Here is a 15,209-nt window from a genome sequence, read left to right as displayed (position 1 = left end):
GAGGTCTCGCCGCGCGTCCGGGTTCGATCCGGCTTGTGCCGACACATCGCCCGGAGGCCGCTCCCGCGGTGGCTCGGCCAGCGGCACCGTGACGACGGCGAACACGGAAAACGGGCACCAGAAAGACGGCCTGAAGAGACTCATTCTGCGGATGACGATGGCGCCGGCAAGAAAAGGTGAAGGCTCTGAAAAGCGAAGGACCGGCAAGGCAGCGCCCAGCCGGTCCGGCTTCAGGATTGGTAAGCCCTGCCCATCTTAACGACCGAATCGGCAGATGGTTGAGGCTGTCATCAACTATTCATGAAACCCGCAAGATACGACGCGCACCTGGACGGAAACCATCCAGGTGCCACGCAATGCGCGCCGCAGCTTTATTGCCCGGAAGCCGCGTCGCGCGCCTTGCGCTTGGCGGGCCGGCCCGTCTTGACGGTCTCGACCTGGGCCACGACGGCCAGCAATTGCCGCTCCGGCAGCGACTCCAGCATCTTGAGCCCAGCCCGCAGCAACTCGCTCTTCTTCACGTGCGCGCCGCCGTTCAGACAGCGCCGCTTGAGCTCCGCCAGCTTGGCATAGTCCCACTCCGGCATGGTGAAGCTGTCGCGCACGACCTTGGCCTTGACAGGCTTCTGCGCCTTCTCAACCTTCTCAACCCTCTCTGCTTTCTCGGCCTTCGGTGCGGCAGCCACGGACTTACCCGCTTCAACCTTGGCAGCCTTGCCTGCCATCTCCGCCTTGCTGGCGCGCTTGACCGGCCGCTTCACTGCGGTGGCTGCCTTTTTCTGCGCCGCGGCGGGCGCGGGCGCACGCGTGCGCCCATTCGAAACCGTTGCCATGCATCCTCCTGTGTTGATCGCAGTGGTATCAAAACAGTATATATCGTTTATTTTCGCAAGCGGCGCGAAGGGGAGAAAAGGAGGAAAAGGAGGAAAGGGAGGAAAGGGAGGCAACAGCCATCGCCGTCAATCGGGACGGGGCCGTGCAGACACGGATTTCGTCAAAAAACCTGCCATCCCCGCGAAGGGAAAAGTATCCACCGGCCCCGCCATGATCTTAGCTGCCGGTTATTTCATTCTTGCGACGAAGCGCAGCCGCCAACGCTACGTGCCCGGCCCGGACTCGCTGGCGATGGCCTGCAGCGCCGCCTTGTCGGATAACGTCAGGCGTCCGTATTCCAGGTGCAGCACGCCCTGCTTCTCCCAGTCCTTGAGCTGCCGGTTGACGCTCTGGCGGGACACGCCAAGCATATGGCCCAGGTCTTCCTGGGAGAGCCTGAGCGCGGCGGGGGCGCCGGATGTCCGCACGCCCGGCGTGCCGAGGGTGGACAGCGCGTGCGCATGCTCGACGGCAAGCAGGCGCCGCGCCAGCCGTACCGGAAACGGCATCAGGATCACCTCGTCAATCCACTCCAGTGCGCTGCGGTAGCGCCGGCAGATCAGTTGCGTGAACTCCATCAGCCAACGCGGCTCGCGCGCAATGAGCGTATGGAAGGTGGCGGCGGGAATCACCAACAGCTCGCTAGCCTCCGCAGCGCGCGTGTCGTACACGCGGTGCGCATCGATGAAGAGCGAGACCTCCCCGAACCACTGCCCGGGCTCCAGCAGGCTGACCACGGCCTCGCGCCCGTTCTGCGCCGTGCTGCTGACCTTGATGGCGCCGCGCTCGACGCAGAAGAGCGCGTCCGGGTTGGAGCCGTAGGTAAACAGCACCTCGCCCTTGACCAGTTGCCGCCGCATGGCATGCGACCGGAGCAGTGCTTCGAGCTCGGCCGAAAACTGTCCGGCGGCGGTGTCATCTTCGTGCGGCTGCGGTCGTGTGTTCATGCCTTTGCCCCGGGTTGCTGGTTACGCTGCTGATGCCGCTCAGGTGATTCAGGCGGTTCAGGCCTCATCGGTACGGAACCAGCCGGTAAGTGCCCAGCGCGTCTTGTGGCAAGGCAATACTTCATGCGGGACCAGGTCGCTGCGAAACACGACCAGCCGCGCGCGCTGCGGCAGCACGCGGTGCAACTCGGTGGCGCCGTCGTCCTGCCCGTAGAGCGCGAGTTCGCCGCCATCGCGCTCGCTCCATTCAGGATTGAGGTAGAGCACCAGCGAGATCTTGCGATGCAGGGTCGCGCGATGCTGGTCCAGGTGCTTCTTGTAGGCAGTGCCGACCGGATAGTGCGAGAAGTGGAATTCCTCGCGCTTCAAGCCCAGGAAGTAGCGCTCGTTCAAGGCCTCGCGCAAACCCGCAGCCCAGGCCTGGAAATCCGCCCTGGCCACGCCGGCGGGCGCGTCGTCGAGCCACAGGATCGAATCGCCGCGAATGCCCGCGTCGCGCGCGGCGGCATCGCCCCGCCCGATGCGGGCCGGATGGAACAGGCCGGCCTCCCACGCCGCGCGGCTCTCGGCATGCAGCCGCGCCGCCAGCGTGGTGTCGATGAGGTCGTCGGACACGGCCCAGCCGTGCTCTTCCAGGGCAACAAACAAACGTTCCAGGGCTGACATGGGCGGGAGATTTCGTGCTGGGGAAACGTCAAGAATCAAAACAAAAAGGGCCACCTGGACAACAGGAGGCCCTTGGCGCGCAGGCGCGCAGTTTAACAGCCCAGGGCTGCAGCCATGCCGGCCCCCGGCCTGCTACAACCCGCTGCTGTCGAGATACTCCAGCGCCAGGCTCACCGCGCGGCGGGCCTTGAGCACATAGATCACCTGCCGGTCGCGCACGACCAGGCCCAGCACATCGGCCTGCATCAGTTCATTGAAATGGTGGCTGGCGCGCGGCAGGCTCAGCCCGGCGACGCCGGCCAGCTCGTACGCCGGCATGCCAGCTTCGCCCGCCTCCAGCAGCGCGCGGCAGATGGCGGCACGCGCTGGCACTGTCAGCAGCGCGTACGTCAGTGTGCTTTCTTGATCGGTCTCCATGGCCACGCCTTCCCGCTCGTCGTCCAGATGTCATGTAGTTATATGCGTCGGCCGGCCGTGTGGATTGCCGTAGCCCTTCCGCCGCGCCCGCCTGACACCTACTTTCTACGCGGCAGGCGCAGCAAATGCAACCCGCGGGGGCTCGCTGGCGCACAATTACACAAGATTACAACAGGCTGCGGCGGCCCGCCCGTGGCCGCTTGCGCGGCGCCGGGGCGTCCTGCGCGGCGCGGGTGCCGGCTCGCCTTTTACCGCGCTGCACCAGCCGGCATCCACCCGGCATCCACCCGCGGCAAGATACCAAGATACCGTAACAGGCACGCGCGCCCGCCGCGTGCCGCATCCGTGGGTGTATTTCGCGCTTCACTTGGCGGCGCAAGCCGTGGCGCAGCCCGGCACATCGGCGTAAGCGAGTGAAATATTCAGTAATGCGCAGCGCGTTTCACACATTCCCGCGCCGCACTATGCTTGCCATAAGACCCGCCTGCGCGACGCCGCGCAGGCGGCGTGCGCGCGCGCGGAAACCAACCCGCCAGCCCGAGCAGGAAACGACAAACAACGGCATCGCCTCACGAAAGCCCGTCATGACTATCGCTTGCTTCTCGCCTTCATGAGCGCCGCGCGTTTGCTCTCGCCGCGCCTGCTCTGCATCGCCCTGGCGTCTGCCTGGGTGGGCGGCTGCGCGGTCGGGCCGGACTATCGGCGCCCCCCGGTCGAGACCCCCGCCGCGTATCGCGAAGCCGTGCCGGACGATCACCAATGGAAGGTTGCCGAGCCCCGTCCGGTGGACCTGACGCAGGCGTGGTGGGCGGGCTTCGGCGATGCCCACCTGAATGAACTGGTGGGGCAAGCCAACGCAGCCAACCAGAGCCTGCGCCAGGCCGAGGCCCAATACCGGCAATCTCGCGCGCTGGCACAGGCGGCGCGGGCCGGCTTGTATCCCACGCTCGGCGCGAGCGTGGGCGTGGGGCGCGCGCGCACCAACACGCTGGGCATCCAGACGGTGTCCAACACGCATTCGGCCAACCTCGATGCCAGCTGGGAAATCGACCTGTGGGGCCAGGTGCGGCGCAGCATCGAAGCGGCCCGCGACAACGCGCAGGCCAGTGCCGCCGACCTCGCCGCCGCGCGCTTGACGATCCAGGGCGAGCTGGTGCAGGACTATATCCAGTTGCGCGTCACCGATGTGCTCAAGACGCTCTATGCGCGCACGCTGGCCGCCTACGAGGACTCCCTCAAGCTGACCCAGAGCCAGTTCCGCGCGGGGGTGGCCACCGCGGGCGACGTGGCGCTGGCGCAAGTCACGCTGAACGCGGCGCAAGCGCAGGCGATCGACCTCGACGTGCAGCGCAACCAGCTTGAGCATGCGATCGCCGTGCTGCTGGGGCGCGCCCCAGCCGAGTTCACGCTGGCGCCAGAGGCGTTTTCGATGCGCCCGCTGGCGGTGCCGCCGGGGCTGCCCTCCGCGCTGCTCGAGCGCCGCCCCGACATCTCGGCGGCTGAGCGCCGCATGGCGGCTGCCAATGCCAATATCGGCGTGGCGCGCGCTGCGTACTTCCCGTCGCTGGTGCTCTCCGCGGTGGGCGGCGCCAGCAGCGGCAGCCTGGCCAACTGGTTCGGGCCGCCCGGCCGGGTGTGGTCGCTGGGCGCGGCGCTGGCCGGCACCATCTTCGACGGCGGGCTGCGCAACGCGCAAAACGACCAGGCGGTGGCGGCCTACGACGGGGCGGTGGCGGCGTACCGGCAAACCGTGCTCAGCGGCATGCAGGAGGTGGAAGACAACCTCTCGGCGCTGCGCGTGCTCGACCAGGAGGTGGTGGTGCAGGACCATGCGGTGGATGCTGCCCGCGTGGCGGAACGCGTGAGCCTGGCGCAATACCGCGCTGGCACGGCGTCCTACCTCTCGGTGGTAACGGCACAGGCCCTTTCCTTGTCTAACGAACGGACCGCGATCCAGTTGCGTGGCCGGGAGCTTGCAGCCAGCGTGGCGCTGGTCAAGGCGATCGGCGGCGGCTGGCAAAGCGATGCGCTGGCGCAACCCTGATCTCTTGATTCCCTGATTCCCTGATTCCCTGATCCACATCGGCAGACCACTTCCAAGGCAATCCATGGCGACCCAGTTCTCCCGCCGCAACCCCGTCCTGATCGGCCTGGCCGTGCTCGTGCTGGCAGCCGTGGCGTGGTTCGCCGCCGGCCCGCTCAAGCGCATGGCGGCGCCACGCGGGGCAGCGCCGCCGGTGCCGGCGGTAACCGTGACCAGCGCACAGGTCAAGCGCGAGAACGTGCCGATTGGCGTGGCGGGCGTCGGCACGGTGCAGGCCATGGCCACGGTGACGGTCAAGCCGCGCGTGGACGGCCAGCTCGACCGCGTCGGCTTTGTCGAGGGCGAGGACGTCAAGGCCGGGCAGTTGCTGGCGCAGATCGACCCGCGCACGTTCCAGGCGCAGCTGCAACAAGCCATGGCGCAGAAGTCGCGTGACGAGGCGCAGCTAGCCAATGCGCGCCTCGACCTGCAGCGCTACGAGGGCCTCATCAAGGAAAACGCCACCACGCAGCAGACGCTGGATACCCAGCGCGCGCTGGTGGCGCAGCTGGCCGCCGCGGTGAAGACCGACGAAGCACTGGTCAACGTCGCCCGCGTGCAGCTCGACTACACCACCATCACCGCGCCGCTATCCGGGCGCGTTGGCGCGCGCCTGGTCGACCCGGGCAATATCGTCCACGCGGCCGACGCCAACGGCCTGGTGGTGATCCGCCAGATCGACCCGATCGACGTGGTATTCACGCTGCCCGACGGCGAATTCCAGCGCATCAACCGCGCCATGCAGGCCAGCGGCACACCGCTCGCGGTGGAGGCCAGCGAGCGCGCCAGCGGCCAGTTGCTGGGACAAGGCAAGCTGATCCTGCTCAACAACACCATCGACACCACCTCCGGCACCATCCAGCTGAAAGGGCGCTTCCCCAATCCCTCGCACACGCTGTGGCCCGGCCAGTACGTCAATGCGCGGCTGGTGCTCGGCGAGCGCGACCAGGCGCTGACCATCCCGGCCGCCGCCGTGCAACGCGGCCAGACCGGCACCTATGTCTATGTGGTGCAGGCGGACCATACGGTTGCATCCCGCGCCATCGAGGTGGCGGAGACCCAGGACGCCAAGGCCGTCGTGGCCAAGGGGCTGGCGGTCGACGAGCGGGTCGTGGTGGACGGGCAGTACAAGCTCAAGCCCGGCACCCGCGTGAACGAGACGACCGCGGCCACCACCATCGCGGATGCCGGCGCAGCGCCTGCCTCCGCGCCGGCCGCCGGTGCCCCGGCAAACCGCGCCGGGAACGCACGGCCATGAGCATTTCCGCGACCTTCATCAAGCGCCCGATCGGCACCTCGCTGCTGGCGCTGGCCGTGCTGCTGGTCGGCGTGGCCGCGTGGCCACTGCTGCCTATCGCGCCGCTGCCGCAGGTGGATTTCCCCACCATCCAGGTGTCGGCGAACTTGCCCGGCGCCAGCCCGGAGACCATGGCGTCGAACGTGGCGCAGCCGCTGGAGCGGCAGTTCTCGCTGATCGCCGGGCTCACGCAGATGACGTCGACCAGCGCGCAGGGCAACGCCCAGATCACGCTGCAGTTCGACCTCAACCGCAGCATCGATGCCGCCGCCGTGGACGTGCAGGCCGCCGTCAATGCCGCCAGCGGCCAGTTGCCCAGCAACCTGCCCACGCCCCCCACCTTCCGCAAGATCAACCCGGCCGACTCGCCGATCCTGGTGCTGGCGGTGCAGTCCGACACGCTGCCGCTGACCGAGGTCAACGACTTCGCCGACAACGTGCTGGCGCAGCAGATCTCGCAGATCTCCGGCGTCGGGCTGGTCAACATCGGCGGCCAGCAAAAGCCGTCGGTGCGCATCCAGGTGGATCCGCAGAAGCTCTCGGCCATGGGCATGAGCCTGGAAGACCTGCGCGGCGTGATTGCCGCCACCACGGTCAACCAGCCCACCGGCAGCACCGATGGCGCCACCAAGGCCTTCAACGTCTACACCAATGACCAGGTCACCAAGGCGGCGGCGTGGAACGACATGGTGCTGGCCTACCGCAGCGGCGCGCCGGTGCGCGTGCGCGATGTCGGCGTGGCCGTGGACGGGCCCGAGAACGCCAAGCTGGCGGGCTGGGGCTTTGCCGGCGCCGCCGCGCCGGCGGACAACACCTTCCACAACGGGCGCGCCATCATCCTGGCCATCACCAAGCAGCCGGGCGCCAACGTGATCGAGACCGTGGACCGCATCCGCGCCGCGCTGCCGCGCCTGCAGGCCGCGATCCCGCCCACCGTCAACGTCAACACGCTGGCCGACCGCACCCAGACCATCCGCGCCTCGGTGGCCGATGTGGAGTTCACGCTGGTGCTCACCATCGCGCTGGTGGTGATGATCATCTTCGTGTTCCTGCGCAACGTGGCCGCCACGGTGATTCCCAGCGTGACCGTGCCGCTGGCGCTGATGGGCACCGCCGGCGGCATGTACCTGCTGGGCTACAGCCGCGACAACCTGTCGCTGATGGCGCTCACCATTGCGGTGGGGTTCGTGGTGGACGATGCCATCGTGATGCTGGAGAACATCTACCGCCACGTGGAAGACGGCATGGAGCCCATGGAAGCCGCGCTCAAGGGCGCCGCCGAAATCAGCTTCACCATCGTGTCGATCTCGGTCTCGCTGGTGGCGGTGTTCATCCCGCTGCTGCTGATGGGCGGCATCGTGGGGCGGCTGTTCCGCGAGTTCGCCGTGACCGTCACGCTCACCATCGTGGTATCGGTGCTGGTCTCGCTGACGCTCACGCCGATGCTGTGTTCACGCTACCTGACCCCGCCGCGCGGCCATCATCACGGCCGCATCTACCGGTGGTTCGAGCATGGCTTCGACGCCATGCTGTCGGGCTACAGGCGCTGGCTGGACGTGGTGATGCGCCACCAGTTCTTCACCCTGTGCGTGTTTATCGCCACGGTCGCCACCACGGTGGCGTTGTTCATCTACATACCCAAGGGCTTCTTCCCGCAGCAGGACACCGGCTTCATGTTCGGCATCGCGGAGTCCGCGCAGGACGCGTCGTTCAAGTCGATGAACGCGCGCATGGTGCAGCTCGCGGATATCGTGCGCGCCGACCCCGATGTCGCCGCGGTTGGCATGACCGGCGGGCAGAATACGCTCAACACCGGCAACTTCTTCATCAGCCTGAAACCCAAGGACCAGGGCCGCACCGCCAGTGCCGACGAAGTGATCGCCCGGCTGCGGCCCAAGCTGGCGCAGGTGCAGGGCGCCAACCTGTTCCTGCAGGCCGGTCAGGACATCAACGTGGGCGGGCGGCTGTCGCGCACGCAATACCAGTACACGCTGATGGACTCCAACCTGGACGAGCTCAACCAGTGGGCCCCGCGCATCCTGGAGCGCCTGCGCGCCCTGCCCCAGCTCGCCGACGTGGCGTCCGACCAGCAGAACGCCGCGGCAGCAGCGCGCCTGACCATCGACCGCGCGCGCGCCTCGAGCTTTGGCATCACGCCCGCGCTGATCGACTCCACGCTCTATGACGCGATCGGGCAGCGCCAGGTCGCGCAGTACTTCACCCAGATCAACAGCTACCACGTGATCCTGGAAGCCACGCCCGCGCTGCAGGACGATCCGCGCTTGTTCAGCAAGCTGTACGTGACCTCGCCGCTGACCGGCGAGCAAGTGCCGCTGTCCACGTTCGTCAAGATCGACACCGACAGCACCGCCTACCTGTCGATCAGCCACCAGGGGCAGTTCCCCGCCGTCACGATCTCATTCAACCTGGCCAAGGGCGTGGCGCTGGGCGATGCCGTCAAGGCGATCAACAGCACGTTGTCCGGCATGGGCCGCCCGCAGACACTCTCCGGCTCGTTCCAGGGCACGGCACAGGCTTTTGGCGCCTCGCTTGCCTCGCAGCCTTACCTGATCGCCGCCGCGCTGGTCGCCGTGTATATCGTGCTGGGGCTGCTGTACGAAAGCTATATCCATCCGCTCACCATCCTCTCCACCCTGCCCTCCGCCGGCGTGGGCGCGCTGCTGATCCTGCTGGCCGGTGGCTATGACCTCAGCGTGATCGCGCTGATCGGCATCATCCTGCTGATCGGCATCGTCAAGAAGAACGGCATCATGATGGTCGACTTCGCGCTCACCGCCGAGCGCGACCACGGCATGAAACCGGAGGAAGCCATCTACCAGGCGTGCCTGCTGCGCTTCAGGCCGATCATGATGACCACCATGTGCGCGCTGTTGTCCGGACTGCCGTTGATGCTCGGGCATGGCGCCGGCTCGGAGCTGCGGCGGCCACTGGGCTTTGCGATGGTGGGGGGACTGGTGCTGTCGCAAGCGCTGACGCTGTTTACTACGCCCGTGGTTTATCTCTACCTGGATCGCGCGCACTATTGGTATATGAAGCGCAAGGAACGGCGGCAGGCACGGCGCGAGGCACGTGAGCACGCGCGCAGCGCGCAAGCCGAACGCGAGAGCCAGCGCGTGCTGACGTCCGGAGAAGGGGATTGAGGCACGGCCAATGAGATCTCTCGCTCTTGCGAGCACCCGCCCTCTCCCCCGGCCCCTCTCCCACAAGTGGGAGAGGGGAGCCAACCATCAGCAAGATCAACCAACTGTGTAGCCGTGTGAAGCGCCCGAAGGGCGGGAAACACCCCAGCGCGATGCGAAGCGAGCCGTCAAGGTTCACCAAGGCCGTATGGGGCGCCTCGGGGTAGTCGCCCCATCCGGCGCGCCTTTTTTGCCTACTTTTTTGGCAAGACAAAAAAGTAGGTCGCCGCCCCGCAGGGGAGGTGAAACTGCAGTTGAAGTTGCCTTTGACCTTGACGTCAATCAGCCGCAGCCGCAGCCGCAACCGCAACCGCAACCGCAACAACCTAACTAACCTCAATCACCCCATTCATCGTCTCGTGCCCCGATCCACAAAAAATATCGCACAGGAACACAAAGCTGCCAGCCACCTTGGGCAAGGCCGAAACCCGCACGACCTTGCCGGGCGGCAAATCCTCCCGAATGCCGAGATCCGGCACGCTAAACCCCATGATCACATCCTGCGCGGTCAGCTCGAACACCACCGGCTCGCCGACCCGCAGCGCAATCCGGTTTGGCGTGAAGACAAACTTGCGCGCATGCACCTTGATCACCCGCGGCGCAGCGGCAGCGCTTTGCAACAGTGGCGTCCCGCCCGCCAGCGCCAGCAAGCAGCACAGCGCCCGCCTGCGGCTGATTCCTTCCCGCCCGGTTTCTGACATGAGCAACTCCTGATAGCGAGTTCAAAGCGGTTCCAAGCCGATCAAAGCAACGCGGCACGATCCGCTCAAGCATTGACAGGCTTCTCCTCGACCCCGAAATCCCCCGCAGCCCTGCCCGCCTCCACTTCCCGCCAGCCCAATCCCCGATAAGGCTGCGCCGGATCCCACGGCACCGGCGAGCGCTGCGGCTGCGACCCCGCCACCGGCAACGGGTAGATCAGCGAACGCGCCGCGTGGTGCGCGATATGCCCGGTCATGTGGTGGTGCTCCTGGTGGATGTGCCCATAGAACACCGTCACATTGGGATGCGGCATCAGCCGCTCGATGACCTGCGCGCCGTCCCGGGTGGCCCAGTCCCACTGCGGATACAGGTCGAACAGCGGACGGTGCGTGAACACCACGATGCGCGCCGACTGCGGCTGCTTCGCAAGATCCGCGGCGAGCCAGTCGAGCTGCGCCGCGCCCACCCGCCCGGCAGGATCGGACACGTTGTCCAGCACGATGAAGTGCACGCCCTTGTGGTCGAACACATAGTGCGTGGGCCCGAACAGTTCGCGGTAGGCAGCGCCCTGGTCCAGGCTGGCGTCGTGCTCACCCGGCATCAGGTGCACGACCGGCACCTTGAGCCCGGCGATGATCGACTGGAACTCGCGCATGCGCCGGCGGCGCTCGGCGGGGTCATCGGTGGTGTGGGTGAGGTCGCCGGTGAACATCAGGAAATCCGGCGGCTCCGCCAGTGCGTTGACCGCTGCCACCGCCTTGGGCAAGGTCCCGCGCGCGTCGGGATTGGGCGGGCCCTGGAAGCCCCAGTGCGCGTCCGAGAGTTGGACAAAGTAGAACGATTCGTCGCGGCCGGCGGCCCATCCGGGCAATGCCGACACAAACACCGCACCGCCGGCGCACGCGGCAAGCCCGAGAAAATCGCGCCGTTTCCATGCTCGCTGCATATTGAGCTCCATCGGTTGATCGGATCGACCGGATTGATCGGATCGGTCGAATCGATCTGGTTGCTGGGGACCTGCCTGTCATACCGGCGCGCAGGCGTGTTTATTCCCGTTGCCGGCGATATTTTTTTTACGTGGTGGTGGTGAGAATCGGGAATAAACTCAATGCGTTCCCGGTATACGCGGCAGAAACGGAATGAACGGGGAAGCGCGCGCGATGCGTCCAACCCGGGCACCGAGCCAAAGGAGTGACGTGAACGCTGCCGACCAGCGCCGCCGTTTCGACGATCTGGTGCTTCCGCACCTCGACGCCGCCTACAACCTGGCCCGCTGGCTGTCGGGCAGCCCCATGGAGGCCGATGACGTGGTGCAGGAAGCCTGCCTGCGGGCTTTCTGCTTTTTTGACAGCTTCCGGGGCGACCAGCCACGCGCGTGGCTGCTGGCGATAGTGCGCAACACGTGGTTCACCGCCTGGCGCAAGCGGCACCCGCCGGGCCAGGCCGAGAGCGCTGACTACGACGATGCGCATTTCGATGGCGAGCCGCTGCCCGGCTGGCAGGATGGCCACGGCGACAGCCCTGAGCAATGGCTGTTGCGCGCCGAGGATATCCGGCTGCTGCATGTGGCGCTGGAGCGACTGCCGCTGGCCTTTCGGGAAGTCCTGGTGCTGCGTGAGCTGGAGGACCTGCCTTATCGCGACATCGCCACCGTCGCGGACATCCCGCTGGGTACCGTGATGTCGCGGCTGGCACGCGCGCGCAAACTGCTGGCGGCGGCGGTGCTCGCCATGCGCGCGGAGGGCACGCGCGGCACCGGCACCCAGAGCGGCGCCGACCTTAGCGCGGCAGGCACCCTGTCCAGCGCACCGGCCACGGGCAGGGCCGCCGCGGCAACCGCCATCCACGCCACACCGCCGCAACCTGCAGGGGAGACAGGCCATGAACTGCAATGACGCCCGCCTGCTGCTGCAAGCCAGTGCCGACGGGGAGCTCGGCGCAGGCGATGCCTTGCGCCTTGAGCGGCACCTGGCGCAATGTGCGGCCTGCACCGCGCAGCTCGCGCACCTGCGCGAACTGCGCACCGTATTGCGCGCGCATGCGCCCTACCACCGCGCCGGGCCGACCCTGCGCGCGCGGCTGAGCACGGCGCTGGACGCAGCCCAGGCCGCGGCCGGCTCGCGCGATGCGGCGGCGCCCTCCGGCAACGGTGGTGCATGGTGGCAACGGATGCGGCGCTATTTCGAATGGGGCCCGGCCGCCAATGCCGCCATGGCCGCGCTGACGGTGGCGACGCTAGGCATCGGCATGGCCCAGTACGCGCTGAGCGATGGCTCCGGGCCGACGGTGGAAGGCGAGATGGTAAGCAGCCACGTGCGCGCACTGATCTCGGGGCACACGATCGATGTCGCCTCATCGGACCGCCACACCGTCAAGCCCTGGTTCAATGGCCGGATCGACTACGCGCCGTCGGTACGGGAACTCGCTGCGCAAGGTTTCCCGCTGGTCGGGGGACGGCTCGACTATGTGCACGGGCGGCCGGTGGCGGTGCTGGTCTACCGCCGCAACCAGCACCCCATCGATGTGTTCGTGCTGCCAGCGCGCACGGCGGACAAGCCGGGCAGCAAGCCTGCCCTCAACCCCGGCCGCAGCCAGGCGCCGGCGCAGATCGAGTCGCGCCAAGGCTACCAGCTGGCGCTCTGGGAGTCGGGCGGCATGCGCTACGCGGCCATCACCGATGCCTCGGCCGACGACCTGCTGCGCTTCACGCAGGCCTGGCGCGCGGCCGGCGACAACCGCGCGCCCTGAGCCCGGCGCCTGGGCTCAGGCCAGCTCAGGCCAACACGAACGGCAACTGCCGCTGGCGCTTGCCGGTGAGCGTGAACAGCGCGTTGGCCACCGCTGGCGCAATGGCTGGCACGCCCGGCTCGCCCAGCCCGGTGGGCGGATCCTCGGAGGGCACGAAGAACACGTCCACCACTGGCGCATCGGAGATGCGCGGCGGCGGATAGTCGGGGAAGTTGCTGTTCTTCACCGCGCCATTTTCGATCTCGATGGCAAAGCCCGGCCGCGTCATCGCCAGCCCGAACACGCATGCGCCCTGCACCTGCGCCTCGGCCGACATGGGATTGACCACGCGGTTGGCATGCACCCCGGCCGTCACGCGATGCACATGTGGCTCGTTTTTCACCAGCGACACCTCCACCACATAGGCCACCACCGTGCCGAATGACTCGTGCACCGCCACGCCCCAGGCCTGGCCCTTGGGCAGCTTGCGCTTGCCGTAGCCGGACTTGTCCACCGCCAGCTGCAGCGCCGCGCGATGGCGCGCGTGCTTGCCCGCGTCCAGCCGCGCAAGGCGGTAAGCCACCGGATCCTGCCTGGCATTGACGGCCACTTCGTCGACCAGCGTTTCCTTGACGAAGGCGGTGTGCGTGTTGCCCACCGAGCGCCACCACAGCACCGGCACCGCCACCTGCGGGTGATGCACCGATAGCTGCAGCGGGAAGCCGTAGTCGTTCTCAACCAGGCCTTCGACCATGGTCGAGTCCACGCCGCCCTTGACCATGAACGCCTCGAACGGCGTGCCGGAGAGGATGGACTGCCCGACCACGGTGTGCTGCCAGCCGAGCACCTGCCCCTGCGCATCGGTGCCGATGCGCGCGCGGTGCACATGCAGCGGCCGGTAGTAGCCGCCGCGGATATCGTCCTCGCGGCTCCACATCACCTTGAGCGGTTCGTCATGCCCGTTCTTGACCCAGGCCAGCAGCACATTGGCCGCTTCGACCAGGTAGTCGGAGGTGGGCACGGCACGCCGGCCGAACCCGCCGCCCGCCATCATGGTGTTGAGCGTGACCTTGGCCGGCGGCAGCCCGAGCACGCGCCCGATGGCGGCCTGGTCCACGGTCTGGAACTGCGAGCCCACCCATACCTTCACGCTCTGCACCGCCTTGCCCGACACCTCGGCCTGCAAGGTGCAGTTCAGCGGCTCCATCGGCGCATGCGCCAGGTAGGGAAACTCGTAATCCGCCGAGATGGTGCGCGCGGCGCCGGACATGGCGCCCAGGTCGGCCTGCAGCGCCACCGTGCCGGGTTGCGCGGCCAGCGTCCTGTACTGCGCGAACAGGTCCTTGGTGGAAACACTGGAGCCGCTGTCTTCCCACACGATCTCCAGCGCATCGCGCGCCTGCTTGGCCGGCCAGTAGCCATTGGCCACCACCGCCACGCCGGTGCCGCCGCGATCCACCGGCACCAGCATCACGTCGGCCACGCCCTTGATCGCGCGCGCCTTGTCGGCGTTGAAGGATTTCACCTTGCCGCCAAAGCGCGGCGGGCGTGCCACCACGGCCACCACCATGTTCTTGAGATGCACGTCGATGCCGAAGGCGGTGGTGGCCTCCAGCTTGCCGCGCGCGTCCAGCCGGCGCGTGGGCTTGCCGATGAGCTTGAACTGCGCCGGGTTCTTGAGCGTTACCTGCTGCGGCACCGGCAGCGCCATGGCAGCCTGCGCCAACTCGCCAAAGGTAGCGCGATGGCTGCCGGAGGTGACCACGCCCAGCGCCACCTGGCAGCTCGCCGGATCGACCTGCCACTGCGTGGCCGCGGCGGAAACCAGCATGGCGCGGGCGCGCGCGCCCAGCTCGCGGTACTGCTGGAAGGAATGGTTGAGCGCGGTGGAGCCGCCGGTGATCTGCATGCCGAAGGCGGGATCCTTGTACGCATCGCCGGCGGGCGCCAGCGTGGCGCGCACATTGCGCCAGTCCACGTCGAGCTCTTCGGCCAGCGCCATGGGCAGCGCCGTATGCACGCCCTGGCCGAATTCGAGCCGGTTGACCGCCACCGTGACGATGTTGTCCGGCGCGATCAGCAGGAACGCCTGCGGCGGTGAAGGCGGGGCCTTGGGCGCCGCGCCTTCCTGCGCCAGCGCGGCCTGGACCGGCAGGATGCCGAGCGCCAGGCCGCCACCGGCAAAGCCGGTCAGCTTGAGAAAACTGCGGCGGTCCAGCGCGGCGACGCCGCCAGCGTCCGCGTGCCTGCGATTGCCGCCGGCCAGCGCTTCGAGGTATCTGATTCGCATGGTGTCG

At 67.6% G+C, this 15,209-nt stretch carries 12 protein-coding genes; 5 read left to right on the top strand and 7 right to left on the bottom strand.

What is annotated here, in order from left to right; translation table 11 throughout:
- Positions 1–371: 371 nt before the first annotated feature.
- From ACX12D_RS04295 to ACX12D_RS04280, 4 genes are all read right to left on the bottom strand, one after another.
- Positions 372–833, bottom strand: coding sequence for a hypothetical protein (locus ACX12D_RS04295; RefSeq protein WP_459373053.1), 462 nt, complete (start codon positions 831–833; stop codon positions 372–374).
- 264 nt (positions 834–1,097) lie between these two features.
- Positions 1,098–1,820, bottom strand: a complete 723-nt coding sequence (locus ACX12D_RS04290) for a Crp/Fnr family transcriptional regulator (RefSeq protein ID WP_459373052.1) — start codon at positions 1,818–1,820, stop codon at positions 1,098–1,100.
- A gap of 57 nt (positions 1,821–1,877) precedes the next feature.
- Positions 1,878–2,486 carry a 2OG-Fe(II) oxygenase gene (locus ACX12D_RS04285; protein WP_459373051.1) on the bottom strand — a complete coding sequence of 203 codons (609 nt, stop codon included), beginning with the start codon at positions 2,484–2,486 and terminating at the stop codon, positions 1,878–1,880.
- Between the two features lie 132 nt (positions 2,487–2,618).
- Positions 2,619–2,903 carry a helix-turn-helix domain-containing protein gene (locus tag ACX12D_RS04280; protein WP_459373050.1) on the bottom strand — a complete coding sequence of 95 codons (285 nt, stop codon included), beginning with the start codon at positions 2,901–2,903 and terminating at the stop codon, positions 2,619–2,621.
- Positions 2,904–3,513: 610 nt separating this feature from the next.
- On the opposite strand from ACX12D_RS04280, the gene ACX12D_RS04275 reads away from it, so the two are divergent.
- The 3 genes from ACX12D_RS04275 to ACX12D_RS04265 all read left to right on the top strand — a co-directional run bounded on the left by ACX12D_RS04275 (position 3,514) and on the right by ACX12D_RS04265 (position 9,444).
- Complete coding sequence (locus ACX12D_RS04275; protein ID WP_459373925.1) at positions 3,514–4,947, top strand: efflux transporter outer membrane subunit; 1,434 nt, start codon at positions 3,514–3,516, stop codon at positions 4,945–4,947.
- Between the two features lie 64 nt (positions 4,948–5,011).
- Positions 5,012–6,244: an efflux RND transporter periplasmic adaptor subunit gene (locus tag ACX12D_RS04270; RefSeq protein ID WP_459373049.1), complete on the top strand. Its 1,233-nt coding sequence runs from the start codon at positions 5,012–5,014 to the stop codon at positions 6,242–6,244.
- On the top strand, positions 6,241–9,444 hold the full coding sequence (locus tag ACX12D_RS04265; RefSeq protein ID WP_459373048.1) for an efflux RND transporter permease subunit: 3,204 nt from the start codon (positions 6,241–6,243) through the stop codon (positions 9,442–9,444). Before ACX12D_RS04270 ends, ACX12D_RS04265 begins: the two co-directional genes overlap by 4 nt.
- A gap of 365 nt (positions 9,445–9,809) precedes the next feature.
- Here ACX12D_RS04265 and ACX12D_RS04260 read toward each other — a convergent pair whose 3' ends face one another.
- Together ACX12D_RS04260 and ACX12D_RS04255 are read right to left on the bottom strand one after the other, a co-directional pair.
- Positions 9,810–10,184 carry a cupredoxin domain-containing protein gene (locus ACX12D_RS04260; protein ID WP_459373047.1) on the bottom strand — a complete coding sequence of 125 codons (375 nt, stop codon included), beginning with the start codon at positions 10,182–10,184 and terminating at the stop codon, positions 9,810–9,812.
- Between the two features lie 65 nt (positions 10,185–10,249).
- Positions 10,250–11,131 (bottom strand): metallophosphoesterase family protein, encoded by an 882-nt coding sequence (locus ACX12D_RS04255; protein ID WP_459373046.1) that lies wholly within the window; start codon positions 11,129–11,131, stop codon positions 10,250–10,252.
- A gap of 250 nt (positions 11,132–11,381) precedes the next feature.
- Here ACX12D_RS04255 and ACX12D_RS04250 point away from each other — a divergent pair, with 250 nt between their 5' ends.
- Both ACX12D_RS04250 and ACX12D_RS04245 read left to right on the top strand, forming a co-directional pair.
- A complete protein-coding gene (locus ACX12D_RS04250) occupies positions 11,382–12,080 on the top strand; it encodes an RNA polymerase sigma factor (protein ID WP_459373045.1) in 699 nt (232 codons plus the stop codon).
- Complete coding sequence (locus ACX12D_RS04245) at positions 12,067–12,933, top strand: anti-sigma factor family protein (RefSeq protein WP_459373044.1); 867 nt, start codon at positions 12,067–12,069, stop codon at positions 12,931–12,933. The genes ACX12D_RS04250 and ACX12D_RS04245 overlap by 14 nt, the downstream gene beginning before the upstream one ends.
- A 25-nt stretch (positions 12,934–12,958) precedes the next feature.
- Here the strand turns inward: ACX12D_RS04245 and ACX12D_RS04240 are convergent, their stop codons facing one another.
- Positions 12,959–15,202 (bottom strand): xanthine dehydrogenase family protein molybdopterin-binding subunit, encoded by a 2,244-nt coding sequence (locus ACX12D_RS04240; protein WP_459373043.1) that lies wholly within the window; start codon positions 15,200–15,202, stop codon positions 12,959–12,961.
- Positions 15,203–15,209 lie beyond the last annotated feature (7 nt).

It is taken from the genome of Cupriavidus sp. PET2-C1, from assembly GCF_054515855.1.
The sequence above is the reverse complement of the archived record's forward strand: the minus strand, read 5'-3'. Positions and strand labels throughout refer to the sequence as shown.